This window comes from Psychromonas sp. KJ10-2 (assembly GCF_047323255.1).
Lineage (GTDB): Bacteria > Pseudomonadota > Gammaproteobacteria > Enterobacterales > Psychromonadaceae > Psychromonas.
The window spans coordinates 3,191,443-3,217,522 of sequence record NZ_CP178827.1; the positions used below are offsets into that span (position 1 = coordinate 3,191,443).

Here is a 26,080-nt window from a genome sequence, read left to right on the forward strand (position 1 = left end):
TAGGAAAAGATATGATTAACGAAATCAAAGATGATGCTCAAACACGCATGAACAAGAGTATCGAATCATTTAAAAGCCAATTAGCAAAAGTGCGTACTGGTCGTGCACACCCTAGCTTACTAGACGGTATCATGGTGCCTTATTACGGTTCAAACACACCATTACGTCAAGTAGGTAACGTATCAACTGAAGATGCACGTACATTAACGATTACGGTATTTGATGCAACATTAATTGCTGCTGTAGAAAAAGCGATCATGGGCTCTAACTTAGGTTTAAACCCTATGTCAGCTGGCACAGTTATCCGTATCCCGTTACCTCCATTAACTGAAGAGCGTCGTAAAGACCTAATTAAAGTGGTACGTGGCGAAGCTGAAAACACGCGTATTGCTATCCGTAATATTCGTCGTGATGCAAACGGTGACTTTAAAGATCTTGAGAAAGAGAAAGAGATCAGTGAAGACCAGCAACGTCAAGGTGAAGAATTAGTTCAAAAAGCGACTAACGAAAGCATCAAAAAAGTAGATGAAGTATTAGCGGTGAAAGAAGCTGAATTGTTAGAAGTTTAATTCTGGCTATTATTAAATATATGCACCTTCTACTATGTATCAGGTGCATTTTACTTTTTGTAAAGGATTACTGTGACTTCAGAATCGCTTAATAACAAACTACCAAGACACGTTGCTATTATCATGGACGGAAATGGTCGTTGGTCTGAAAAACAAGGTAAACATCGCGTTTTTGGCCATAAACATGGCGTCACTGCGTTACGCAAAACAATCACCTTTGCAAGAGACACTAAACTTGAAGCATTAACTATTTTTGCTTTTAGTAGCGAAAATTGGAAACGTCCAGAGCAAGAAGTGAGCATGTTAATGGAGCTCTTCTTCATGGTTTTAGGTCGTGAAATCAAAAAGTTACATAAGAGTAATATTAAACTGACCATCATTGGTGATATTTCTGGCTTTAGTGAGCGACTGCAAAAGAAAGTGAAAGAGGGGCAGGAGTTAACTAAAGATAATACTGGCTTAGCGTTAAATGTTGCGGCTAATTATGGTGGACGTTGGGATATTACGAATGCCACTAAGCAGATTGCTAGCCAAGTAGAAAGTGGTGAGTTAAGCGTCGATCAGATCGATGAAAACGTATTATGTAAAACCCTAAGTTTAGGTGACCTACCTAGCGTAGACCTAATGATTCGTACTGGCGGTGATTACCGTATTAGTAACTTTTTATTATGGCAACTGGCATACGCTGAGCTTTATTTTACTGATACATTATGGCCAGATTTTGATGCGGAAGCGTTTCAGTTAGCACTCGATGTATTCTCAGGTAAAGAGCGACGTTTTGGACAAACTAGTGCGCAAGTAAACTGCTAATTGATGCCAACTAGGTATTTTTGGTCTACAGATAATAACGGGACTTTTCTGTGAAACAACGAATTTTAACTGCGCTTATTTTAGCGCCATTAGCGATTGCTGCTATTTTCTTTTTACCGCTTCAATTTTTTATTTTATTCGCATCCGTGGTGTTTTTATTAGCGACTAAAGAGTGGGCGGGATTTGTCAGTAAAACCCCTTCTTCTAAACTGTTATATCTTTTTGCTTTGATCCTCGGAGTTACGCTGTTTTTAATGCCTGTTGAACATATCTGGTTAGGGCAAACCTTAAATTCATTTATCTCTTCTGGTTTAGTCGTTGCAGCTGTTTGGTGGTGCCTCGCATTACTAATGGTGATTGGTTACCCAGGCTCTGCATCAAGCTGGAAAGAAAGTCCGATGATTAAAGGGGGATTTGGCTTATTAACCTTATTACCTTTCTTCTGGGGGTTAGTGGTATTACGTTCAGTTAATATGAATGCTGACTTCTACTTTGGTTCACAATTAGTGATGTATGTGTTCCTGTTGGTGTGGGCGGCAGATTCTGGTGCTTATTTTGCTGGACGACAGTTTGGTAAACACAAGTTAGCGCCTAACGTTAGCCCGAGTAAGACGATTGAAGGCTTATTAGGTGGTTTATTCTGTGCAGTGATTGTAGCTTATTTTGCTAGTCAATATTTTGCAATAGCAGAAAGCAAGTTATTGGTCTTTTTCATTGCTTCTATTATCACTACTTTAGTGTCTGCCCTAGGTGACTTAACAGAAAGTATTTTCAAACGTGAAGCGGGCTTAAAAGACAGTGGTAATTTGTTGCCTGGTCATGGTGGTATTTTAGACCGTATTGATAGCTTAACAGCGGCTATTCCTGTGTTTGCACTTATCTATATTTACTGGTTAGCGTAATGATCAAAAAATTAGCTGTTTTAGGCGCAACTGGATCTATTGGTGATAGTACATTAAGTGTTTGTCGCCATAACCCCAATTTATATAAAGTACAGTTTCTTTATGCTGCTAGCAACGTACAAAAAATGTTGGCGCTGTGTGTTGAGTTTAAACCGCGTTATGTGGGATTAGCAAATCAACAGGCGTCGGAACAACTAAAGCAGCAGTTACAAGCGCATAACTTACCTTGTGAAGTGCTTAATGAACAAGATGTGCTGGCATTATTAGGCAGCGAACAAATTGATTCGGTGATGGCTGCAATTGTGGGAGCCGTTGGCTTAAAAACCACATTAGCAGCAGTATATGCTGGTAAAGAGATTTTTTAGCCAATAAAGAATCTTTAGTGATGTCTGGGGCACTCTTCATTGAAGCGGTTAAAGCATCAGGTGCCAAGCTTTGGCCCGTTGATAGTGAACATAATGCGATTTTCCAGTCTATGTCACCAGCATTACAAGCAACAATTGGTCACTGTGATTTACAAGAAGCAGGTGTGTCTAAAATATTACTAACTGGCTCAGGTGGTCCATTCCTTAATAAGGCCTTATCTGAATTCTCTGAGATCACTCCTGCAATCGCTGTGCAACACCCAAATTGGTCAATGGGACCGAAAATATCCATCGATTCAGCGACTATGATGAATAAAGGTTTAGAGTACATAGAAGCGAAATGGTTGTTCAATGCAAATAAAGAACAACTACAAGTGATTATTCATCCTCAGTCAGTGATCCACTCTATGGTGCAATACCAAGACGGTAGTGTGATTTCGCAAATGGGTAACCCTGATATGCGTGTTCCTATTGCGCATGTTATGGGCGGTGAAAAACGTATTAAAAGTGGTGTGGATAATTTTGATTTCTTTAGTAGCAATGATTTTAGTTTTGTTGCCCCTGACTTTAATCGTTACCCTTGCTTAAAGTTGGCAATAGATGCTTGTTATGAAGGACAGCATGCTACCACTACGCTAAATGCCGCTAATGAAGTGGCAGTAAAAGCTTTCTTAGACGAGCGTATCTCTTTTCCTGCGATAGCTGTGGTCGTTGAAAGTGTTTTAAATCAGTTAACCCCACAAACAATATCAACAATTGACGAGTTACTGTTGATCGATAAAATAGCCAGACAGTCAGCTGCTGACGTTATTAATCGAGGTATCACTTGTTAGACTTTCTCTGGAATACTGCCTCATTCATTATCGCCTTAAGTATTTTGGTGGCGATTCATGAATATGGGCATTTTTGGGTTGCTCGTCGTTGCGGCGTAAAGGTACATCGTTTTTCACTGGGCTTTGGTAAAGTATTATTCAAAAAAGTAGATAAGCACGGAACCGAGTTTGCAGTGGCTGCTATCCCTCTAGGCGGTTACGTTAAAATGTTAGATGGGCGCGTTGAAGACGTTCCTGAAGAGTTGGCTGACTTGGCTTTTAATAATAAAACCGTGTGGCAACGCATTGCGATTGTTGCTGCTGGTCCTCTGGCGAACTTCCTATTAGCTATTGTTGCATTCTTCATGATGTACAGTATTGGCGTTAATAGTGCTAAACCAATCATGAATGGAGTACAGCAAGGCTCTCCTGTTAGTGTTATCCAACAGCAATGGTTTGAAGTGGAAGCGGTGAACGGTGAAGCGGTGCAAGATTGGGAAGCATTGAATTTAGCCTTAGTTGGGCAAATTGGCGAACAAAGTGTTGATTTGACCATTGCCCCTATTTTGCGCTCGAACTCACAAATAGTTAATGAACCAAGCCAAACTTATACAGTCTCATTACAACATTGGACTTTTGATCCTAAGCAACAATCAGTGGTTAGTAGCCTAGGTTTTATTCCTTACTCTCCACAGGTACATTTAGTGGCGGATAACATCAGCGATGATAGTGCTGCGCAACGCAGTGGTTTATTAGTGGGAGATAAATTAATTTCCATTAATCAGCAGCCACTTAATGATTGGAGTAGCTTTGTTAAATTGATTCAAGCAAATGCCAATAATACATTACAGTTACAGGTTGAAAGACAAGCACAAATTGAAACTCTATCATTAACGCCCGATGCACGTGAGCTAAGTGATGGATCGATCCAAGGCTTTATTGGCTTAGCACCACAAGTTGATCCATACCCGGAACAGTTTCGTGTTAATTTACAATATGGTGTTGTGGATGCGGCGCTGAAAGGTATTGATAAAACTTGGCAACTATCCGAGCTGACCTTTAGTACCTTAGTTAAGCTAGTCACTGGTGATTTGTCGGTTAAAAATTTAAGTGGGCCAATTGGTATCGCTAAAGGCGCTGGTATGAGTGCTGATTACGGGTTTGTTTACTTTTTAGGGTTTATTGCGCTGATCAGTGTTAACTTGGGTATTATGAACTTGATCCCATTACCTGTATTAGATGGAGGACACTTAGTGTATTACTTCATCGAGGCCGTAACAGGCAAAGAAGTCTCTGAACGAGTTCAAGAGATTGGTTTTAAAATCGGTGCGGCGGTATTGGTTACTTTTATGTCAATCGCCGTATTGAATGACCTTAATTTATTATAAAAGTACAAATAAATCATCAGTGAGAGTAATTATCATTAAATGATGATGATACACTGCGCTATTAATCTATATGTTTAAACTGTTTTGCACTCCAGTGCAGTAAAGGATTTCGTAGAGAATGTTTAAGAAATATTTGTTGGCCATGGCCTTGACTGTCACAGGGTGCTTTTCTAACTTTGTTGCTGCTGAAGAGTTCACTATTTCCGATTTACAATTTGAAGGCTTACAACGTGTCACTTTAGGTGCGGCATTATTGAGCTTACCGATCCGTGAAGGTGACCAAGTTGACGATTATGATTTGTCTCAAGCGATTAAAAAGTTATATAGCACCAGTTACTTTGAATCGATTCAATTATTTAGAGATGATTCTGTTCTTGTTTTTAAAGTGAAAGAGCGTCCAACGATCAGTGCCATTGAATTAACAGGTAATGATAAGTTAAGTGAAGAGCAAATCTTAGATTCATTAAAGTCTTCATCAATTCAAGTGGGTGATACTTTAGATAGAACGGTATTAACCAGTATTGAAAAAAGCTTAGAAGATTTTTATCACAGTGTAGGTAAATACAGTGCACAAGTAGAAACTATTGTGACACCTTTACCAAGAAACCGTGTCTCGCTGCAATTTGTTTTCCGTGAAGGCTTAACCGCTAAAATCGAACAAATCAATATTGTTGGTAATAGTGTCTATTCAGATGAACAACTATTAAAACGTTTAACCCTAAGTGAATCTGCTGGTTGGTGGGATCTGTTTGCCGATGATAACTACCAGAAGCAAAAATTGTCGGGTGACCTAGAAGTGATTAAAAGTTACTACCTAGACCGCGGTTATATCCGTTTTAAAATTGATGAAACACAAGTCGCTTTGAGACCCAATAAAAAAGGCGTTTACGTTACTGTTAACGTACAAGAAGGTGATGTTTATAACGTCTCTGATGTTACCTTTATTGGTGATTTATTAGGCCATGATGACGATATTAAGAGCTTAGTCTCGTTTAAGAAAGGTGATGTGTATGCTGCGTCAGAAGTCGCTGCTGTAGAGCAAAGCATCAGTAAATACTTTGGTCGTTTGGGGTATGCCTTCCCTCAAATTAACACTTACCCTGAGATTGATGATGAAACTAATACCGTTGTTGTTAATTTTTCTGTCGACCCTGGTCAACGTGGTTATGTAAGATATATTAATATTTCAGGTAATACTGCAACTAAAGATGTGGTACTACGTCGAGAAATGCGTCAAATGGAAGGTGGCTGGTTATCTAGTGAAAACATCGAGCTTTCACGTGCGCGTTTAAATCGGTTAGGTTATTTCTCGAAAGTGGATATAGATACTGAACGTGTTAGTGATGACTTAGTCGATATCAATGTCAAAGTGGAAGAGCAATCTTCTGGTAGCTTTAATGCTGGTATTGGTTTTGGTACCGATTCAGGTGTTAGTTTAAGCGGTGGTATCTCTGAAAGTAACTTCCTTGGTAGTGGTGATAAAATCTCATTACAAACTAAAGTCAATGATTATAGTTTAAGTGCAGACCTGAGTTACAGCACACCTTACTTAACAAAAGATGGTGTGAGTGGCGGTGCTCAAATTTATTACAATAAATTTGAAGCGGGTGATGCCAACATCGTGGATTATACCAATACCACTTATGGACTTAAATTGAGTGCTGGTTTCCCTGTTAATGAAATTAACCGTTTAGGCTTTAGTATCGGTTGGGAAAATAACGGTATTTCACAATTAAATGGTTATGAGCAATTAAGTGATTTCTGGGATATTTATGGTTCATTCCAAAAGTCTGATGGCAGTGCAAACTTTAAAAACTTTGATGTTAGTGCGACCTGGACTCGTAATAACTTGGATAGAGGTCAACTAGCTACACAAGGTATGTCACATACACTGAAAGGAGAAATGACAACTCCTGGTTCAGATTTACAATATTTTAAACTCAATTTTGATATTCGTAATTATCAACGTTTGACGTTAGATGGATCATGGACGACATTGTTACGTGGTAGCCTAGGTTACGGTAATGGTTACGGAACTTTCGAAGGCAGTGACCAAATTTTACCTTTCTTTGAAAACTACTATGTGGGCGGTTACCGTACGATACGTGGTTTCTCTAGTAATTCAGTTGGCCCGCGTGCTTTCTATACTGGTGTGAACAATAGTGGTAATACCACTAATACTTATACGAGTAGTGCAGTAGGTGGTAACGCAAAATATACATTAAGTGCGGAACTTATCTTCCCAACACCGTTCTTAGATGAAGCTTACTCAAGACAATTACGTAGTAGTGTGTTCGTTGATGCCGGTGAAGTATGGGATACGGAGTTTGATTACGATACATATTCTTCTTACAGTTGTTCTCGTAATTGTGATTACGCAGGCGACTACTCTAAACCGGGACGAACACGTGTTTCAATGGGTACTCAATTAACATGGGTATCGCCGTTAGGGCCATTAGTCTTTACGTTAGCTGTACCATTGAAAGATTACGCTGGTGATACAACTGAAATCTTCTCATTTAATATTGGTGATGTTTTCTAGTTGTTTTTTGATTGATTAAGCCAATGAAAGTGCGCATTAGCGCACTTATTTTTTATTTTAAAACTAATTTTATTAAGACGGAGTTACAACATGAAGACCTTTTAAAAGTTATTACATTAGCAACTGCAATGGGTGCCATTTCAGCCGCAAACGCAGCAGAAGCACAAAAAATTGGTGTAGTATTTCCATCAAAAGTAATGCAAGAATCTCCACAACGTGCGCAAATAATTAAAAAACTAGAATCAGAGTTTAAAGGCCGTTACGAGAAATTACAGTCTCTAGAAAAAGATATCAAAAGCTTACAAACTAAAATTCAGAAAGATGGTGAGTTGTTAGGTAAGAGCGAAGTGACTAAATTACAACGTGAGCTAGAAGTTAAAGTATCTGAGTACAAATTAAGTCGTAAAGCCTTTGAAGAAGATCAGCGTCGTCGTCAAAGTGAAGAGCAACAAAAAACATTAGCGGTAGTACGTGATGTGATCAGTAGCATTGCGAAAGAAGGTCAATACGACATTATCTTAAATGGTGAGCAAATTGTATTCTCTAAACCTGGCTTAGATATCTCAGATCAAGTTATTCAAGAAATTAGCACTAAGTAGGTTTATTATGGCGCATTCATTAGCAAGTTTAGCAACCCAGCTTTCAGCACAATTAGGCGGTGATGGTGATTTAATCATTGAACGCTTAGCAACTTTTGACGGTGCAAAAAAAGGTGATATTACCTTTGTTTCAGATAAAAAATTACTGACACGATTATCTGAATGTAGTGCGAGTGCTATTGTATTGCCTAACGCACTAAAAGACTCCTACCCAGGCAATGCATTATTTATGGATAACCCTTATGTGGGTTATGCTTTATTAGCGCGAATATTTGATACAACACCGAATCTAAGTGTAGCTATTGCAGATTCCGCTGTGATCGATGAAACCGCGACAATAGGCAAAAATGTAGCGATTGCTGAAAATGTTGTGATTGGTAAACATGCTAAGATTGGTGATAATACGCAGATATTTGCTAATACTGTGATTGGTGAAGGTGCGACAGTAGGGGAAGGTTGTAAAATCTACCCTAATGTTACTATTTACCACACCTGTGAAATTGCAAATAACGTGATTATTCACGCTAATAGCATTATAGGCTCCGATGGATTTGGTAATGCGCCTTATCAAGGTACTTGGGTGAAAATCCCACAGATTGGTTCTGTTATTATCGGCGATGATGTAGAAATTGGTGCAAGCACCACCATTGACCGAGGTGCACTGTCCGATACTGTGATTGGTAAAGGTGTTAAAATTGATAATCAATGTCAAATTGCCCATAACATTCAAATCGGTGACCATACAGCTATAGCTGGCGGTACGAACATTGCTGGTAGTACCGTGGTAGGTAAAAATTGTATTATTGGTGGTAGTGTGGCAATGAACGGTCATATTACTATCACAGATAATGTAGTCATTACTGGTGACTCTATGGTAATGCGTAGTATTAAATCACCAGGGGTTTATTCTTCTGGCGTACCTGCACAAGAGAGTAAAGTATGGCGTAAAACAACGGCGTACACATTAAAAATTGAAGAGTTGTTCAAGCGTGTAAAACAACTTGAAAAACAAATAGAAGAAAAAACTAAGGAAGTTATCGTGTCAAACGAATTAAATAGTCTGGATATCAAGGAGATCATGGATCTTCTACCGCATCGTTACCCATTTTTATTACTTGATCGTGTTGTTGATCATGTACCTGGTGAAACCTTACAAGGTTACAAAAATGTTTCTTTTAATGAGCCACAGTTTACAGGGCACTTTCCAGGTACGCCGGTTTTCCCTGGTGTGCTAATTTTAGAAGCATTAGCACAAGCAACAGGTGTATTAGCATTTACTAAACACGGAAAACCTGCTGAAAATGAACTATACTTCTTTGCTTCAATTGATAAAGTTAAATTCCGTAAGCCAGTTGTTCCTGGTGATAGACTTGATCTAGACGTGACATGTATTGGTGAAAAACGTGGCATGGGTAAATTTGAGTGTAAAGCTAAAGTAGATGGGCAAGTGGTTTGTCAAGCCGAAATCATGTGTGCAAGAAGAGAGATCTAATGATTGATTCAACAGCAAGTATTCATCCAACTGCAATAATCCATGAAAATGCGGTTATTGGGAAAAATGTAGAGGTCGGCCCTTATAGCATCATCGGCGATAATGTTGAAATTGGTGATGATTGCTGGATTGGTCCACATGTTGTTATTAAAGGCTTCACTAAAATGGGTAAGGGCAATAAAATTTACCAGTTTGCCTCAATCGGTGAAGACTGCCAAGATCTTAAATATAAAGGCGAAGTGACCTATTTAGATATTGGCGATAATAATGTATTTCGTGAAAGTTGTACGATTCATCGCGGTACAACACAAGATGAAAGTACCACTAAAATTGGCAACAATAATTTATTAATGGCTTATGTGCATGTTGGGCATGATTGTGTTCTGGCAGATAATATTATTATGTCAAATAATGCAACTTTAGCGGGTCATTGTAAAATAGCTAATAACGTGATTATTGGTGGTTTATCAGCATTACATCAGTTCTCCCGAGTAGGTGAGCACGCTATGATTGGTGGTTGTTCGGCTGTTAATAAAGATATTCCGCCTTACTTTATTGCGTCAGGAAATTATGCTGAGGCGCAGAGTATTAACTCTGTAGGTTTAAAGCGTCATGGTTTTAGTAGTGCAACCATTATGCAAATTAAACGTGCTTATAAAACGATATGTCGCCAGGGTAAAACTTTAGCGGAAGCGAAAGCTGAGATTGCTGCTAATGTTGAAGATTGCCCTGAGTTAAAAACCTTGTTAGATTTTATTTCTGATGAGAATCGCGGTATTGTTCGCTAAGCCGATTTGTTTAAAATATTTAAAAAATAGGCTCTTTTTGAGCCTTTTTTTACCTGCTATAAATAGATGCGCTATCAATGAGAGCACATTATTTAATGTAAGCGATATAACCTAGAAATGATAAGAAGATAACCATGACTAAACCATTACGGATTGGATTAATCGCCGGAGAAACCTCGGGTGATATTTTAGGGGAAGGTTTAATTAAGGCGCTTAAGTTGCAATATCCTGATGCCATTTTTGAAGGTATTGCGGGTCCTCGTATGATTGCTCAGGGTTGTACTGCATTGCACCCTTTAGAAGCTTTATCAGTAATGGGCTTTGTGGAAGTGTTAGGAAAGTTGCGTAGTATTTTGCGTATTCGTAAATCCATTACTCAGCACTTTATCGATAACCCACCGGATATTTTTATTGGTATCGATGCGCCTGATTTTAATTTAACTGTTGAGCTTAAATTAAAACAACAAGGAATTAAAACTATCCATTACGTTAGTCCTTCAGTGTGGGCGTGGAAGCAATGGCGTATTCATAAAATAGCTAACGCAACGGATCTAGTGTTGGCCTTTTTACCCTTTGAAAAAGCCTTTTACGATAAGTTTGATGTCCCTTGTCAATTTATTGGTCATACTTTGGCTGATCAGCTTCCTGTTAAACGTGATCAACTAGGTGCTAGAGCAAAGCTTGATATTTCAGCGGATGAGAAAGTAATAGCTTTATTACCGGGTAGCCGTAAAGCGGAAGTGGAGATGTTAGGCCCTATCTTTTTGCAAGCTGCGCAAGTTATCCATCAAAAATACCCAGATTATCGCTTCGTTGTGCCTGTGGTTAATGAGCGTCGTAAGCAACAATTTGAAGCGCAAATCACAGAGTTGCCGTCACCCTTACCGATTACCTTATTCGATGGTCAATCTAGTGCTATTTTACAATCTGCCGATCTCGTTTTATTAGCTTCAGGTACGGCTGCATTAGAGGCTATGTTAGCCAAAGCACCTATGGTTGTTGCCTATAAAGTATCACCATTGACCTATATGATTGCAAAAGCCTTAGTCAAAGTGAAGTATACTTCACTACCAAATTTGATTGCCGATAAAGAGGTGGTCAAAGAGTTAAGCCAAGATGATTGTACCGTGGATAAGATTGTTGCTGAATTAACCCGTTTAATTGAACATGATGGGCAACAAATGATAGATACTTTCACGGAATTACATCAACAAATCCGTTGTGATGCAGATACACAAGCAGCTAATGCTGTGATTAATTTATTAAATCGTTAATTGATAGTTTACCAATAGAGAAGATTAAAAATGAAAACAGAGTTTCCTGAAATTACCTATCCTGATTTGCCGAATATTGCCGGGGTAGATGAAGTTGGGCGTGGTCCTCTGGTTGGTGATGTGGTCACAGCTGCGGTTATTTTAGATCCTAATAAACCTATTGTTGGATTGACTGATTCTAAAAAATTGAGTGAAAAGAAATTAGCTTTATTGTTTGATCAAATTAATGAAAATGCATTATCAGTCAGTATTGGACGCGCTTCACCAATAGAAATAGATGAGCTCAATATACTACATGCTACTATGTTGGCTATGCAACGTGCTGTGCAAGGGTTATCGATTCAACCTGGTTATGTGTTTATCGATGGTAATCGTTGCCCTCAATTGCCAATGCCAAGTGAAGCAGTCGTCAAGGGTGATTTACGTGTGGCAGAGATAAGTGCCGCTTCTATTATTGCAAAGGTAACACGTGACCGTGAAATGGTAGAGTTGGATAAACGTTATCCAGCCTACGGGTTTGCTAAACATAAAGGTTATCCAACCAAAGCTCATTTTGAAGCATTGCAAACACATGGTGTAATTGCTGAGTACCGTCAAAGCTTTAAACCTGTTAAAGCTATTTTAACTGCCACATCAAAGTAGAGTTTTATGCCTGAAAGTAATCAACAAACTGCGGTTGTTAACGCGGATCCTAAATTTGTCCATCTTCGAGTTCACAGTGATTTTTCAATGGTGGATGGTTTAACTAAGGTTAAACCATTAGTAGCTAAAACAGCGGCGATGAATATGCCTGCCTTAGCAATTACTGATCAAACTAACTTTTGTGGTCTCGTTAAATTTTATGGTGCCGCGCATGGTGCAGGTGTAAAGCCGATCATTGGTGCTGACTTTTGGGTACAAAGCGAATTACTAGGTGGCCAACAATTTCGTTTAACCGCATTAGCAATGGATGCAGTAGGTTATAAAAATGTCACTGAGCTAATTTCAAAGGCTTATTTACGCGGTCATATCAATGGCCGTGCTGTCATTGAACAAGAGTGGTTAATAGAGCACCAGCAAGGCGTAATTATACTGTCCGGTGCTAAAGATGGTGACTTAGGTAAAATGCTGCTCAAAGGTAATAAAGCGGCAGTCGCTGAAATCACTGCTTTCTATAAAACGCATTTCCCAGATCGTTACTATTTAGAGTTAATTCGTACCAATCGCGTTGATGAAGAAAACTACCTACACTTAGCCCTTGATTTAGCTGCTGAACAGCAGTTACCCGTAGTGGCAACCAATGAAGTGGTATTTGCCGATAAAGCATTATTCGATGCCCATGATATACGGGTGTGTATCAACCAAGGTTATGCGCTTGGTGATGAAAAACGTCCAAAAGACTATAGCCCTGAGCAATACTTACGTAGTGAAGAGGAGATGTGCGAACTCTTTTCTGATATACCAGAAGCCTTAAAAAACAGTGTAGAAATAGCCAAACGTTGTAATGTTACATTACGCTTAGGTGAATACTTCTTGCCAGATTTTCCAACCGGTGATTTAGAGATCGATGAGTTCTTTTGTAAAGTTTCTAGAGAAGGTTTAGAAGAGCGCTTAGACTTCCTATTTGATAAAAACAGTGAAAACTTTGCTGAGATTAGAAAACCCTACGACGAACGACTTGAAGTTGAGTTAGGGGTTATCAATAAAATGGGATTCCCAGGTTACTTCTTGATCGTAATGGAGTTCATTCAGTGGAGTAAAGATAACAATATTCCTGTTGGACCTGGCCGTGGTTCAGGTGCTGGCTCATTAGTGGCTTACGCATTAAAAATTACCGACTTAGATCCATTAGAGTTAGAGCTGCTTTTCGAACGATTTTTGAATCCTGAACGTGTCTCCATGCCCGATTTCGATATCGACTTTTGTATGGATCGTCGTGATGAAGTGATTGACCACGTAGCAGAATTGTATGGTCGTGATGCAGTATCGCAAATCATTACCTTTGGTACTATGGCGGCGAAAGCGGTTATTCGTGACGTTGGTCGTGTACTAGGTCATGCCTATGGTTTTGTTGATAGTATTTCAAAATTGGTTCCACCAACACCGGGTATGACGCTAACTAAAGCATTTGAGGAAGAGCCTCGTTTACAAGAGCGTTATGATGGCAGTGAAGATGTTCGTGCCTTAATCGATATGTGTCGTATTCTAGAGGGGACGATCCGTAATGCAGGTAAACATGCTGGTGGTGTGGTTATCTCTCCGACCACGATCACTGATTTTGCGCCTTTATACTGTGATGATGAAGGTCATAACCCTGTTACGCAGTTTGATAAAAATGATGTAGAAACCGCCGGATTAGTTAAATTCGATTTCTTAGGCTTAAGAACCCTGACCATTGTGCAATGGGCATTAGATATGGCTAATGCACATAAACATGAGCGCGGAGAGGAACCTATCTTTATTGAAAAAATAGACCTCACTGAACCTGCTTGTTTTGAGTTATTAAAGCGCTATGAGACCACGGCGGTATTCCAGCTGGAATCTCGTGGTATGAAAGATCTGATCCGTCGTCTTCAACCTGACTGTTTTGAAGACATGATTGCACTGGTAGCCTTATTCAGACCCGGTCCATTACAATCAGGTATGGTAGATAACTTTATTGAGCGTAAGCATGGTCGTGAAGTGGTGTCTTATCCTGATGAAAAGTGGCAACACGAATCACTGAAAGATATTCTCTCGCCAACCTACGGTATTATCTTATACCAAGAACAGGTAATGCAGATTGCACAGGTACTCTCTGGTTATACGCTAGGTGGCGCTGATATGTTACGTCGTGCCATGGGTAAGAAAAAGCCAGAAGAGATGGAAAAACAGCGTGCAACCTTTGAATCTGGTGCCATAGCAAACGGTATTGATGGCGAATTGGCTATTAAGATCTTTGACTTGGTAGAAAAATTTGCGGGTTACGGTTTTAACAAATCTCACTCCGCTGCTTATGCCTTAGTCTCTTATCAAACGCTATGGATGAAAACCTTCTACCCGTCTTACTTTATGGCAGCGGTAATGTCGGCAGATATGGATAACACTGACAAAGTCGTTATCTTAGTAGATGAGTGTCAAAACATGGGCTTAACACTGTGCCCACCAGACGTTAATGAAGGTTTGTTTAAATTTAACGTAGATAAAGAGTTACGCATTATTTACGGTATTGGTGCAATTAAAGGAGTGGGTGAAGGCCCTATTGACGCGATTATTGAAGCGCGTACAGAAGGTGGTAAGTTTAAAGACCTGTTTGATTTTTGTAACCGCGTTGATTTAAAACGCTGTGGTAAACGTATTATTGAAAAGTTAATCCTAGCCGGTGCATTAGATAATCTAGGGCCACATCGTGCGGCGTTAATGGAAAACTTAGCTGATGCATTAAGTGCTGCAGCTCAGCATAAAAAAGCTGAGTCATTTGGGCAAAGCGATCTATTTGGTGTGTTAACCACTGACCATGATGAGATTGAGAATAAATTCTCTGTAGTGGAAAAATGGCCTGAGAAACAATGGTTAAAAGGTGAAAAAGATACGCTAGGTTTGTATCTGACGGGTCACCCAATTAATCAATATGAGCCAGATTTACGTGCGATTAACTGTGTTAAATTAGGCTCATTAACTGTGAATGGCCGAGGACAAAATAGTCGTGTTTGTGGATTAGTACTGGCAATGCGTGTGATGGTCACTAAAGCCGGTAAACGCATGGGTATTTTGACCTTAGATGATAAAAGTGCACGTATGGATGTGACTATCTTTGCTGACTTGCTAGAGCAACACGAAGCTTTGTTGGTCACAGATAATATTGTGGTATTGCAAGGGCAAGTCAGTGAAGATTACTTCAATGGTGGCTTGAAAATGAATGCCCGTGAAGTAATGAGCATTGACCAAGCTCGTGAACGCTTTGCCAGTAAATTACAGTTATCGATCTCTTCTAACGTATTACAGAAACAGTCATTAGCTGAATTTAAAGCGCGTTTGAAACAAGTATTATCGCCTGCGGCGGGTGGCTTGTGCCCAGTATTTATTAATTACCAAAACCATCAGGCACAGGTGGAAGTGGAGTTAGGTATTGAATGGTCAATTACGCCCAATGATGATCTTTTATTTGAACTGGGACGATTGATAGGTGAAGAGAATGTTACCTTACATTTTGACTAAGGCAGATCAATGCAAAGTGAGTTTAATCAAGCGTTATTAAATCTGTTAGCAGAGCTTGTTGAAAGTTCTGCTCAACCAAGACTGGTGGTTGCCTTAAGTGGGGAGTGGACTCAGTGGTTTTATTGAGATTGTTAGTGCAGTTTCAACGAGACTATCCCCATTACCAAGTATTAGCACATAATGTGAACCATGGTTTAAGTCCACATGCAGAACAGTGGGCTGATTTTTGTGAAGTGTATTGCGCTTCTTTAAACGTTCAACTATTACGTTCGACTGTTAATATTCAAAAAACTAGCCGTAATAGTTTAGAAGCCTTAGCACGTGAAGCGCGTTATCAATGTTTTTCTCAACACCTTCAAGCCGATGACATCCTATTAACCGGACATCATCAGGATGATCAATTAGAAACCTTATTACTGGCATTAAAAAGAGGATCTGGCAGTACTGGGTTACAGGGCATTCGAGCCATTCAACCTTTCCACAATGGTCACTTAGTGCGTCCATTGTTAAACTTTTCTCGCAAGCAAATTATTGATTATGCTGAAACAGCAGGGGTGAAGTGGGTAGAGGATGAGAGTAATCAAGATACCGACTTTGATCGTAATTTTATCCGTCACCAAATAACGCCATTATTAACTGAGCGTTGGCCTGCTATTGCAAGCTCTGCTTCACGCACTGCTCGTTTGTGTCAGGAGCAACAAGGTTTAGTTGATGAAGTAGCCTCACAAGATCTCCAACAATCGATGTGTGTGCGATTAGGCACACAAACTTTGTCGATCGCTGCATTGGCTGATTTATCTCAAGCTCGTCGCAATAATTTATTGCGCTATTGGTTAAAGTTCAATGGTTTGGACTACCCAAGTAGCAAACAGTTAACCGTTTTATGGCAAGAAGTCGCACTCGCTGAGCAAGGGAAACAACCCTGTTTGCAATTAGCGAGCAATACAATTCAGCGCTATCAAGGTGAACTTTATATTGTGCCAGTAAAGCCTTTAATCATTCCCGACTCTCCTGTGACTTGGTCTGGAGAGCCTTTGTTATGGGTTAGCCCAGATAAACTGGCAGTAGACTTTTCTATGGTGGATGCTGCCTTGGCTAAGCTGCATACAATCAGTTGTTGCTTTCGACAGCACCTAGACCCTAAGTTAACCTGTTTAGTTGAAGGTAGATCTAAATCACGTTCGATTAAAAAGCTGCTACAGGAATCTCAAGTGCCAACATGGCAAAGAGAACAAGTGGTATTTATTTTTATTGATGGCCAATTAGTACAAGCCATAGGGGTATGGCATTGTCAGCCATCTCCTACTAAGCAATTACCTAAGTTAAACTTATCGTTGCGCTCTATCTAACGCTTTGTTCTGGTATAAGTGCTGGTCGGCTTGATCAAATAGTTGAGAAGCCGTTGTTCCAATTTCCCAATGGCTAAAGCCGTAGCTTGCTGAGAAATCAAGCTCCTTAAGTAAGCTATTCTTGTCTATCTCTTGCAAAATACGTTGCTGCACTTTACTCACAGAGCAAGAAGCAGAAGGTTGAAGGATAACAACAAACTCATCACCACCTAAACGAAATACAAAATCAGAAGTACGAATACTTTTAGTTAGCACTTGTGCGAAGGCATTTAATACTTGGTCACCTTTAGTGTGCCCGTATGTATCATTAATCGGTTTGAATTTATTAATATCAAGCACCATTAAAGATAAACCTAGATTAGTACGGTTGCTTTGTTCAATGGCATGAAAAATAGTCTCTTCATAATAAGCTCGGTTACCGATATTAGTGAGGTGATCTTTATACACCATAGAGCTTAATTCAGAAAATCGTAGCGCATGTTTTAACGTTGGTTGCAGTAACTGATGTAACTCCGCTAATAACTTATCTTCAGTAGCGGTAATAGGTGTTTCACTTTGATAGGTCATAGTGCCTAATCTTGGTGAGTGATCCGCTGAATCTAAGTTAAAGTTACGAGTAAAATTACTCGGCAGTGATTTTGATAAACTAAAAAAACCAAAAGCAGATTGAAAGCGAATATTAAAAGGGCGGATAAAACTTGCCACTAAAGAGGCAAAATTTTCCATTATCTCTTTCAAGTCTAAGCTTTTTTGCAAAGTCTCAAGGGTAAATAATTTATCTTTTGTGCTTAATAATGGCTCATTGGAAAAAACAGTGAATATCGGTGATTTAGTACCGTTATAGCTGTATTCTTTATTAGGGATGCTTTCCATATAATTTCCTTTGATTGCGCATTAGCGGCATTAATTTGACGTTTGATTAAATTGAATCGATATGTTGTTAATAAAGCGAAATCCGTGCCATTTATTGATTTTTTGTTTTTTAAAGTGAAGATGATTAAAAGTAATTGATTTATTGGTAAATTTTTTTATTCTAGCTGAAATGCTGCTATGGGAAATACTGGCTAATTTTTAGTTATACCAATGACATTAAAATAAGTGATCTAAATTTTGTGCAGGAAAAATGACTTAGTTTAAGGCGTAATTTAAGCCTTTCGACGATCAACTTCGTTAATAGCCTATCGGAGAATTAACGAAAAGATGTTAATTCTTTAATAGCCGCACTATTTACGAAAATTACAACGAAGCAATAAGTTATTTTAACAAGTAAAATAGATCAGTTAATTAGTGTGGTTTGTATTAAGCATTGTTGCTTACTTAGAACATGTTATTCTTTACTCAATCAATGCCTGTTTTTAATGGGAAGCTTATGTCTAAAAACTTATCTGAAGTGCTCTTTTCTGAAAAAAACAATGTTCGTGAAACCTCATCATTAATTGCGAACAGTGGATCTAAAAAACACCAAAGACAACATCAATCCACCTTAGATGGCCAGCAATCGGTAGGTTGGTATCGTCTACTCAAATTATTGCAGTGGTCATGGCAAGGAATAGATATCATCGACTGTTATGAAGTCTTAGCCAAAATCAGTGCATCCACTAATCCAAGAACTGACTCTAATTTGTTAGATACAGTGATAGGTTTTCGCTCCGGTAATTGGAGTTATGAGTGGTCAAAGAAAGCGATGACTTATCAAAAGCAAGCCAATCAATATAGTCAGAATGGTGATACGAAACAAGCGCAACAACATTACTATCTTGCATCACAACTTTATAGTGTCGCTAGTTACCCGCATTTAAAAGGTGATGAAAATAGTATCCAAGCACAAACGTTGGCGGTAACTAATTACCGACAATCTTTTACGCATAACAGTCATGCCCTGTTAAAAGAGATACAGGTGCCTTTTCAAGGTAAGCAGGTAACAACTTTTTACACCTTCCAAATGATGATGTGATTCATCCTGTGGTCATTGTTAGTGCTGGCATTGATACACTGCAGTGTGATTTTCTACCGTTATTTGAACGTTACTTAAAACCGGCTGGTATTGCCATGTTAACTGTGGATATGCCTGGAGTAGGTTTTTCAAATCACTTAAAACTGACCCAAGACACATCACTATTACACCAAGCTGTATTACAGCATGTTGCTGATATCCCTTGGGTCGATCAATCCCGTGTAGCCTTAATGGGAATGAGAATGGGCGCAAATGCGTTAAATCGTTTAGCTTATGTGGAACCACACCGCGTCAAAGCAGTGGTTAGTGTTGGTGCTGCCGTGGCCAGTGTATTTGATGATATTCATCGTTTTAAGCAGTTACCTGTGATGACCCTAGATTGTTTAGCAAGTCGTATGCAATTGCAGAAATCAGATGCCAGTTATCTGTATCAACACTGTGTGCCATTTTCATTAATTAAGCAGGGATTGCTAGGGCGTAAAAAAGTGAAAACCCCATGCTTAAGCATTGGTCATAGTGATGATTTGATGTGTAGTGAACAAGATCTCAAACTGATGGCGAGAATTAGCTACGAAAGTGAAGCAAAAATTATTGATAAGTCTCCCATATTTGACTCTTATTTGATAACTTTACAGTATTCTGCACAATGGTTAGCAAAACATTTACAAGAGTAAGTGGTATATTAACCACAGTTAAATTAACTGTATGTCATTAAAGGAGCGTTAGAATATGTCTCAGACCCTAGCAAAAGGGCCATCACGTGGTCGCTTATTTAAGTTATTCAATGAAATCGGCCCTTACTTTCGTCAGTTACAATCCGATGAGTCAACATTTTTTTGACTGTTTAGAGATATGCGTTGATATCAAAAAAGAACCAGAAGAAAGAACCTTTTTAGGCTGGTGGTTAGTGGTTAATAGAGAAGATACTGAATTTACCTACCAACGCTTTAATGGCCTTTATAATCTAAAAGGTGAATGGGAAAAGACTAAGATCACTAAAAAGCAGATGCAGCAGTTAGACCAAGCTTTTCAACTATTCATTGATAAATTAAGCGAGTTAATCGATGTTGAAACAGGCTATCAATTAACACCTCGCTAACCTTCCTTTTATCTTGTATTTATTTTTGCGCATTTCATTTCTGCAATAATGGTATACTAGCAACGGCAACTCATCGAGTTGCTGTTTTTTTAAGCTCAATAATGATTAAACGAAATTGATAGCAAACACACTTTTTAAACAGTCCATTTGTTTGAGTTAATTTACTTTTTGTCGGTTATGATAGTGATCAATAACATTGTTATGCACTTAATGACTGTGTATTAAGTTATGTTGCTGCACAACATCTAGGCAACTTTTTAAAGTGATGCGTATCAGATACCTAGAGCCTTTTTTATTTTTTACATGAAGCATAAACCGATGAATGCGAATAAAAAAACAATTGTAGTTAAATTGGGAACCAGTGTTTTAACCAGTGGTACAAGTAAGTTAGACCGAGCACAAATGCTTGAGATTGTCCGTCAATGTGCGATTTTGCATCAACAGGGTCACCCCATTATAGTGGTGACGTCAGGCGCAATCGCAGCAGGTAAAGAACATCTCAATATGCCTGAGATAGCACCAACAATTGCTAATAAACAGATGTTAGCAGCGGTAGGACAAGGGCAATTAGTGAGAGAGTGGGAAAACCTATTCAAGATATACGGTTTACATGTCGGCCAAATGCTATTAACCCGTGCTGATTTAGGTGATAAAGGGCGTTTTCTTAATGCAAGGGATACCCTACATACGTTATTAAAGCACCGTATCATTCCATTGATTAATGAGAATGACGCCGTTGCAACCCGAGAAATTAAAGTCGGAGATAACGATAACCTATCGGCACTTGTTGCGTTATTAGCAGATGCGGATCAACTGATCTTATTAACCGATCAGAGTGGTCTATTTACCGCTGACCCACGTAATAATCCCGAGGCACAATTAATTACAGAGGTAAATGAAATAACAGAGGCGATTCATAATCTAGCTGGCGGCAGTGTCGGTGGTTTAGGAACCGGTGGCATGGCCACTAAGATTGAATCTGCAACCGTTGCTAATCGTGCTGGTATTGAAGTGGTGATCGCTTCAGGGCAACGTAAAAATGTTATTTTAGATGCGGCCAATGATATTTCCGTTGGGACGCGTTTTGTATCTGAAAACAATCGTTTAGAAGCAAGAAAAACTGGATATTTGCAGGATCGCGATCTGCGGGTACGATAGTGGTGGACCTAGGCGCTGAACACGCCATCTTAAACGGCGGAAGTAGTTTACTAGCTAAAGGTATACAGTCCGTTGAGTCTCAGTTTTTACGTGGATACGTAGTATCCGTTTGTAATCAAAAAGGTAAAGAGATAGCACGTGGTATCGTACGCTATAAAAGCGTTGATATTGATAAGATCAAAGGTCAGCACTCAGATGAAATTGAAAAAATATTAGGTTATGAACATGGTTCCGTCGTTATTCATCGCGACGACCTAGTTATTTTATAATTAGACCCTCTCGCTGTGGGTCTGCAAAAGGAGTAGAAATGAGTTTACAACAATTAGGTCAACAAGCAAAAGATGCAAGTTACGAGTTGGCAATCACTGATACGACGACAAAAAACGCAGCGCTAGAAGCGATTGCAATTGAATTAGAATCGAATGTTGCAGAGATAGTTGCTGCAAATAAAAAAGATATCGAAGCAGGTAAAGCTGCTGGTCTTACAGATGCATTATTAGATCGCTTATTATTAGATGAACCTCGCTTAGCGGGTGTAATTAGTGATTTACGTAGTGTGATTGGGTTAGCTGATCCGGTGGGTGAAGAATTTGATGGAAAAATTCTAGAGAACGGCTTAACACTATCTAAACGTCGTGTTCCAGTAGGTGTATTAGGTGTTATTTATGAAGCACGTCCTAATGTAACCATTGATATTGCAGCACTGAGTTTAAAAACGGGTAATGCAAGTATCTTACGTGGTGGTAAAGAAACCATTAACTCTAACCTAGTGTTAGTAAAATGCATCCAGTCTGCATTAGAAAAAGTAGGTTTACCAAAAACGGCAGTACAGTACATTGAGAATACAGACCGTGCTTTAGTCGGTGAGTTATTAAAACTCGATAAATACGTGGATATGATCATTCCACGTGGTAACTCTGGTTTACAAAACTTCTGTAAAGAGAACAGTACGATCCTGTTATTATTGGCGGAATTGGTATTTGTCATCTATTCGCTGAAAAAACCGCGGATGTTGAAAAAGCCTTAGCGATTATTGAAAATGCTAAAGTGCAACGTCCAAGTGTTTGTAATGCATTAGATACATTATTAGTGGAAGCTGATATTGCAGAAACGTTCTTACCAAAAGTGGCCGCGCACTTATCACCATTAGGTGTGACATTAGTGGCTGAAGAGAAAGCGAAAGCAATTTTAGGTGATGATGCGGTTGCAGCACAAGAAGGTGACTTCTCTAAAGAGTGGTTATCCCTGAACTTAGGTGTAAAAGTAGTCGAAAATTTAAGCGAAGCATTAGCACACATTCGTGAGCATAGTTCTGCGCACTCTGAAGGCATTTTGACTAACGATTTTACTATCGCAAATAAGTTTATCAGTGCAGTAGATGCTGCTGCTGTGTATGTTAATACCAGCACACGTTTCACTGATGGTAGCCAATTTGGTTTGGGTGCTGAAGTTGCGGTATCGACACAGAAGCTACATGCGCGTGGTCCAATGGGGTTACCTGAATTAACCACCTACAAATGGGTTGGTATTAGTGACCATTTAATTCGTTCGTAAGGTTTAATCTTCATTAGTAAAGGGCTTGTTACCGCTGGTAACAAGCCCTTTTTATTTGTCTTTTATTTTTAAATTTATTTTTCTATTTTTCTATTTTTCTCTAAAGCGAGAATTAAAGCACCTCGGCGTTAAACTGACCTTTATCTAATGTCACTTGTACCTTATCACCGGTTTTTAAGTTTGTTGGGTCTGTACACACCTTATCTGAATCATCTTTCACAATGGCATAGCCACGCGCTAATGTCGCCAATGGACTGTAAGCATTTAACTGTTGTATTTGGTGCTGTAAATGTTGCTCTGATTGATTAAGTTGTGCGGCCATCGCTTGAGTTAACTGACGCTTTAATTGTTGCTGCTTATGTTGAGCCATTGCGATGTAATGTACTGGACTAGATTGTTGTAATCTGTTTTTTAACTGCGAGCTGATAGTCGTTTGTTGTTGCATCGTTTGTTGCATCGCATGTTGTAAACGCAAGCTTAATTCATCTAGGTGTTGTGTTTGCTGTTGCAGTTTATGTTTAGGATCATGCTGTAATAGCGTCTGCTTTAATAATAACTGCTGGTGGGTTTTATGTTGCATGGTATTCAACATAGCTTGTTTTAAACGATTCACTAATGTGGTCAGCTGTGAAGAAACAAAGGTCTTATGTTGGCTAACCAATTCAGCCGCTGCAGAAGGTGTTGCTGCACGAAGGTCGGCAACAAAATCACTGATGGTAATATCAATCTCATGACCAACAGCACTGATCACTGGTAATTGACTATGGTAGATGGCGTAAGCCACATCAGGTTCATTGAAACACCATAGATCTTCTAATGAGCCGCCGCCGCGACCGACAATTAATACATCACACTCATTACGCGCATTGGCTAAGGCTATTTGAGAAGCAACAGAAAAGGCACTGCCTTGCCCTTGTACTTGGCTAGGGTAGATAATCACCTGCAAACGAGGATCACGACGCTTTAATACGCTGAGTATGTCATGCAGTGCAGCGCCCGTTGAAGAGGTAACAATACCGACTCGTTTAATTATCTCTGGTAAAGGTTTCTTCAGCGATTCTGAAAATAAGCCCTGCGCAGCTAATTGGCATTTTAACTCTTCAAATTGTTGTTTTAATAAACCATCACCTTCCGGAGCCATAGTTTCAACAATTAACTGGTAATCACCACGCGCTTCATAAAGACTTAATTTGGCGCGCACTAATACCTGTTGACCATGTTTAGGAGTAAACCCAGTTCGGCTATTATTACCGCGAAACATGGCACATTTAATTTGTGCACTATGGTCTTTTAAGGTGAAATACCAATGACCCGATACCGCTATGGTCAGATTAGATATTTCACCTGAGAGCCAAATAACGCCCAAACCAGTCTCTAATAAGGCTTTAGCTGCACGATTTAGTGAACTTACGCTGTAAATATTTTTGTTTTGAGTCGCCATAGCTGGAGTTTTTACCAAAGAAATCAGGGACTAAATATTAACACAGTAAAAACTCAGTATAAAAACATAAATAGTGTTGTACTTATTCTTGATTACGATTAAAATCCCACCGCAATATCCTACCCAAGCTAGACTTGGGTAACCCTAAAATACTCCCAACTATAAGTGAGATATTGCAATGCTAAGAATAGCAAAAGATGCGTTAACATTTGACGATGTATTATTAGTACCAGCTCATTCGACTGTACTACCAAACACTGCTGACCTAACAACACAATTAACAGAAAACATCTCGTTAAATATTCCTGTCGTTTCTGCTGCAATGGATACTGTAACTGAAGCACGTTTTGCGATCGCTTTAGCGCAAGAAGGCGGCATGGGTTTTATCCATAAAAACATGTCTATCGAATTACAGGCTGAACAAGTTCGTTTAGTTAAAATTCATGAAAGTGGCGTTGTAGCTACCCCAATTACTGTTTCTCCTTCTACTACATTAGGTGAAATCAAAGAATTAACTGCAAAACATGGCTTTGCTGGTTACCCTGTTGTTGAAGACTCAGGTGAACTAGTCGGTATTATTACTGGTCGTGACGTACTATTCGAAACGGATATGAACCGTCCCGCTGCTGAAGTCATGACGCCAAAGCCAGAACTAGTAACGGCTAAATCAAATACACCACGCGATGAAATTGAAGCATTAATGCATAAGCACCGTATCGAAAAAGTGCTATTAACTGATGATAACTTTAAACTTAAAGGCATGATCACGGTTAAAGATTTCCGTAAAGCAGAACAAAAACCAAATGCATGTAAAGACGAACTAGGTCGTTTACGAGTAGGTGCTGCTGTTGGTGCTGGTGCTGGTAATGAAGAGCGTGTTGATGCATTAGTAGAAGCGGGTGTTGATGTATTATTAATTGACTCATCTCACGGTCATTCTCAAGGTGTATTAGAGCGTATTAAAGCAACTCGTGCTGCTCACCCTAATCTAGAAATTATCGGTGGTAACGTAGCAACAGGCGAAGGTGCAAAAGCATTGGTTGCTGCTGGTTGTAGTGCGGTTAAAGTAGGTATCGGCCCAGGTTCAATCTGTACAACACGTATTGTAACAGGTGTTGGTGTACCGCAAATTACTGCTATCTCTGATGCGGTTGATGCATTACAAGGTACTGGTATCCCAGTTATTGCTGATGGTGGTATTCGTTTCTCTGGTGATATTGCTAAAGCGCTAGCAGCGGGTGCATCATGTGTAATGATGGGCAGCATGTTTGCTGGTACAGAAGAATCTCCAGGTGAAATCATTTTATACCAAGGTCGTTCTTACAAATCATACCGTGGTATGGGGTCACTTGGCGCTATGTCTCAAGGTTCTTCAGATCGTTACTTCCAATCTGATAACGCAGCAGACAAGCTAGTACCAGAAGGTATTGAAGGCCGTGTTGCTTACAAAGGTAAAGTAAAAGAGATTATTCATCAGCAAATGGGTGGCGTACGCTCATCAATGGGCCTAACAGGCTGTGCTACGATTAAAGAGATGAATACAAAAGCAATGTTCGTTAAAATTACCAGTGCAGGTATGGGTGAGAGCCACGTACATGACGTTGCTATCTCTAAAGAAGCGCCTAACTACCGTACTGGTGGTTAATCTGACGGTTTAGTGAAGGAACTAGGCTCAACGCCTTTATTATTTAAGTTTATAAATAATAAAGGGTTATTAAGTGCCTAGTTATGCTTCAACACATAATTTCTTAAAAGACGATTTATATCGTCTTTTATTCATTTTTAGAAACAAAAAATTAGGACAGCAT

The 26,080-nt window shown here is 39.3% G+C and carries 16 protein-coding genes and 4 pseudogenes; 18 read left to right on the plus strand and 2 right to left on the minus strand.

Annotation, left to right across the window (positions count from 1 at the left end; translation table 11 throughout):
• The first annotated feature begins 11 nt into the window (after positions 1-11).
• From frr to tilS, 13 genes and pseudogenes are all read left to right on the plus strand, one after another.
• Positions 12-569, plus strand: coding sequence for a ribosome recycling factor (frr, locus tag ACLKL2_RS15605; RefSeq protein WP_113817954.1), 558 nt, complete (start codon positions 12-14; stop codon positions 567-569).
• A 66-nt stretch (positions 570-635) separates the two neighbouring features.
• Positions 636-1,379: a polyprenyl diphosphate synthase gene (uppS, locus tag ACLKL2_RS15610; protein ID WP_113817953.1), complete on the plus strand. Its 744-nt coding sequence runs from the start codon at positions 636-638 to the stop codon at positions 1,377-1,379.
• A 50-nt stretch (positions 1,380-1,429) separates the two neighbouring features.
• Complete coding sequence (locus tag ACLKL2_RS15615; RefSeq protein WP_413692416.1) at positions 1,430-2,281, plus strand: phosphatidate cytidylyltransferase; 852 nt, start codon at positions 1,430-1,432, stop codon at positions 2,279-2,281.
• 2 nt (positions 2,282-2,283) lie between these two features.
• Positions 2,284-3,479, plus strand: a pseudogene (gene ispC, locus ACLKL2_RS15620) (1-deoxy-D-xylulose-5-phosphate reductoisomerase).
• Positions 3,473-4,846, plus strand: coding sequence for a sigma E protease regulator RseP (rseP, locus tag ACLKL2_RS15625; protein ID WP_413692417.1), 1,374 nt, complete (start codon positions 3,473-3,475; stop codon positions 4,844-4,846). Before ispC ends, rseP begins: the two are co-directional and overlap by 7 nt.
• Positions 4,847-4,964: 118 nt before the next feature.
• Positions 4,965-7,388 carry an outer membrane protein assembly factor BamA gene (gene bamA, locus ACLKL2_RS15630; protein WP_413692418.1) on the plus strand — a complete coding sequence of 808 codons (2,424 nt, stop codon included), beginning with the start codon at positions 4,965-4,967 and terminating at the stop codon, positions 7,386-7,388.
• A 29-nt stretch (positions 7,389-7,417) separates the two neighbouring features.
• Positions 7,418-7,987, plus strand: a complete 570-nt coding sequence (locus tag ACLKL2_RS15635) for an OmpH family outer membrane protein (RefSeq protein WP_413692419.1) — start codon at positions 7,418-7,420, stop codon at positions 7,985-7,987.
• A gap of 7 nt (positions 7,988-7,994) precedes the next feature.
• A complete protein-coding gene (gene lpxD, locus ACLKL2_RS15640; protein WP_413692420.1) occupies positions 7,995-9,479 on the plus strand; it encodes a UDP-3-O-(3-hydroxymyristoyl)glucosamine N-acyltransferase in 1,485 nt (494 codons plus the stop codon).
• Complete coding sequence (gene lpxA / locus ACLKL2_RS15645) at positions 9,479-10,267, plus strand: acyl-ACP--UDP-N-acetylglucosamine O-acyltransferase (protein WP_413692421.1); 789 nt, start codon at positions 9,479-9,481, stop codon at positions 10,265-10,267. The genes lpxD and lpxA overlap by 1 nt, the downstream gene beginning before the upstream one ends.
• A gap of 134 nt (positions 10,268-10,401) precedes the next feature.
• Positions 10,402-11,541, plus strand: coding sequence for a lipid-A-disaccharide synthase (gene lpxB / locus ACLKL2_RS15650; RefSeq protein WP_413692422.1), 1,140 nt, complete (start codon positions 10,402-10,404; stop codon positions 11,539-11,541).
• 30 nt (positions 11,542-11,571) lie between these two features.
• Positions 11,572-12,183, plus strand: coding sequence for a ribonuclease HII (gene rnhB, locus ACLKL2_RS15655; protein ID WP_113817944.1), 612 nt, complete (start codon positions 11,572-11,574; stop codon positions 12,181-12,183).
• Between the two features lie 6 nt (positions 12,184-12,189).
• Positions 12,190-15,717 (plus strand): DNA polymerase III subunit alpha, encoded by a 3,528-nt coding sequence (dnaE, locus tag ACLKL2_RS15660; RefSeq protein ID WP_113817943.1) that lies wholly within the window; start codon positions 12,190-12,192, stop codon positions 15,715-15,717.
• Positions 15,718-15,830: 113 nt separating this feature from the next.
• A complete protein-coding gene (gene tilS / locus ACLKL2_RS15665) occupies positions 15,831-17,066 on the plus strand; it encodes a tRNA lysidine(34) synthetase TilS (protein ID WP_413692423.1) in 1,236 nt (411 codons plus the stop codon).
• On the opposite strand, the gene ACLKL2_RS15670 is transcribed toward tilS, so the two are convergent.
• Positions 17,046-17,939 carry a GGDEF domain-containing protein gene (locus tag ACLKL2_RS15670; RefSeq protein WP_413692424.1) on the minus strand — a complete coding sequence of 298 codons (894 nt, stop codon included), beginning with the start codon at positions 17,937-17,939 and terminating at the stop codon, positions 17,046-17,048. The two genes, tilS and ACLKL2_RS15670, sit on opposite strands and share 21 nt — an antisense overlap.
• 496 nt (positions 17,940-18,435) lie before the next feature.
• Here ACLKL2_RS15670 and frsA point away from each other — a divergent pair.
• The 4 genes and pseudogenes from frsA to ACLKL2_RS15690 all read left to right on the plus strand — a co-directional run bounded on the left by frsA (position 18,436) and on the right by ACLKL2_RS15690 (position 22,831).
• Positions 18,436-19,694, plus strand: a pseudogene (gene frsA / locus ACLKL2_RS15675) (esterase FrsA).
• A gap of 146 nt (positions 19,695-19,840) precedes the next feature.
• The gene (locus ACLKL2_RS15680) at positions 19,841-20,119 is read left to right on the plus strand and encodes a Crl family RNA polymerase assembly factor (RefSeq protein ID WP_413692425.1); all 279 of its coding nucleotides are present in this window, start codon (positions 19,841-19,843) and stop codon (positions 20,117-20,119) included.
• Between the two features lie 318 nt (positions 20,120-20,437).
• Positions 20,438-21,546, plus strand: a pseudogene (gene proB, locus ACLKL2_RS15685) (glutamate 5-kinase).
• Between the two features lie 38 nt (positions 21,547-21,584).
• A pseudogene (locus tag ACLKL2_RS15690) lies at positions 21,585-22,831 on the plus strand (glutamate-5-semialdehyde dehydrogenase).
• 112 nt (positions 22,832-22,943) lie between these two features.
• On the opposite strand, the gene xseA reads toward ACLKL2_RS15690, so the two are convergent.
• Positions 22,944-24,272 (minus strand): exodeoxyribonuclease VII large subunit, encoded by a 1,329-nt coding sequence (gene xseA, locus ACLKL2_RS15695; RefSeq protein ID WP_413692426.1) that lies wholly within the window; start codon positions 24,270-24,272, stop codon positions 22,944-22,946.
• Between the two features lie 178 nt (positions 24,273-24,450).
• Between xseA and guaB the strand changes: the two genes are divergently transcribed.
• Positions 24,451-25,917 (plus strand): IMP dehydrogenase, encoded by a 1,467-nt coding sequence (gene guaB / locus ACLKL2_RS15700; protein ID WP_413692427.1) that lies wholly within the window; start codon positions 24,451-24,453, stop codon positions 25,915-25,917.
• Positions 25,918-26,080 lie beyond the last annotated feature (163 nt).

Bases quoted from the DNA above. Each gene is read 5' to 3' on its own strand.
- ACLKL2_RS15670 (WP_413692424.1), bottom strand. From the start codon at position 17,939: ATGGAAAGCATCCCTAATAAAGAATACAGCTATAACGGTACTAAATCA.
- xseA (WP_413692426.1), bottom strand. From the start codon at position 24,272: ATGGCGACTCAAAACAAAAATATTTACAGCGTAAGTTCACTAAATCGT.
- bamA (WP_413692418.1), top strand. From the start codon at position 4,965: ATGTTTAAGAAATATTTGTTGGCCATGGCCTTGACTGTCACAGGGTGC.
- guaB (WP_413692427.1), top strand. From the start codon at position 24,451: ATGCTAAGAATAGCAAAAGATGCGTTAACATTTGACGATGTATTATTA.
- frr (WP_113817954.1), top strand. From the start codon at position 12: ATGATTAACGAAATCAAAGATGATGCTCAAACACGCATGAACAAGAGT.
- lpxB (WP_413692422.1), top strand. From the start codon at position 10,402: ATGACTAAACCATTACGGATTGGATTAATCGCCGGAGAAACCTCGGGT.
- dnaE (WP_113817943.1), top strand. From the start codon at position 12,190: ATGCCTGAAAGTAATCAACAAACTGCGGTTGTTAACGCGGATCCTAAA.
- lpxD (WP_413692420.1), top strand. From the start codon at position 7,995: ATGGCGCATTCATTAGCAAGTTTAGCAACCCAGCTTTCAGCACAATTA.
- lpxA (WP_413692421.1), top strand. From the start codon at position 9,479: ATGATTGATTCAACAGCAAGTATTCATCCAACTGCAATAATCCATGAA.
- ACLKL2_RS15680 (WP_413692425.1), top strand. From the start codon at position 19,841: ATGAGTCAACATTTTTTTGACTGTTTAGAGATATGCGTTGATATCAAA.
- rnhB (WP_113817944.1), top strand. From the start codon at position 11,572: ATGAAAACAGAGTTTCCTGAAATTACCTATCCTGATTTGCCGAATATT.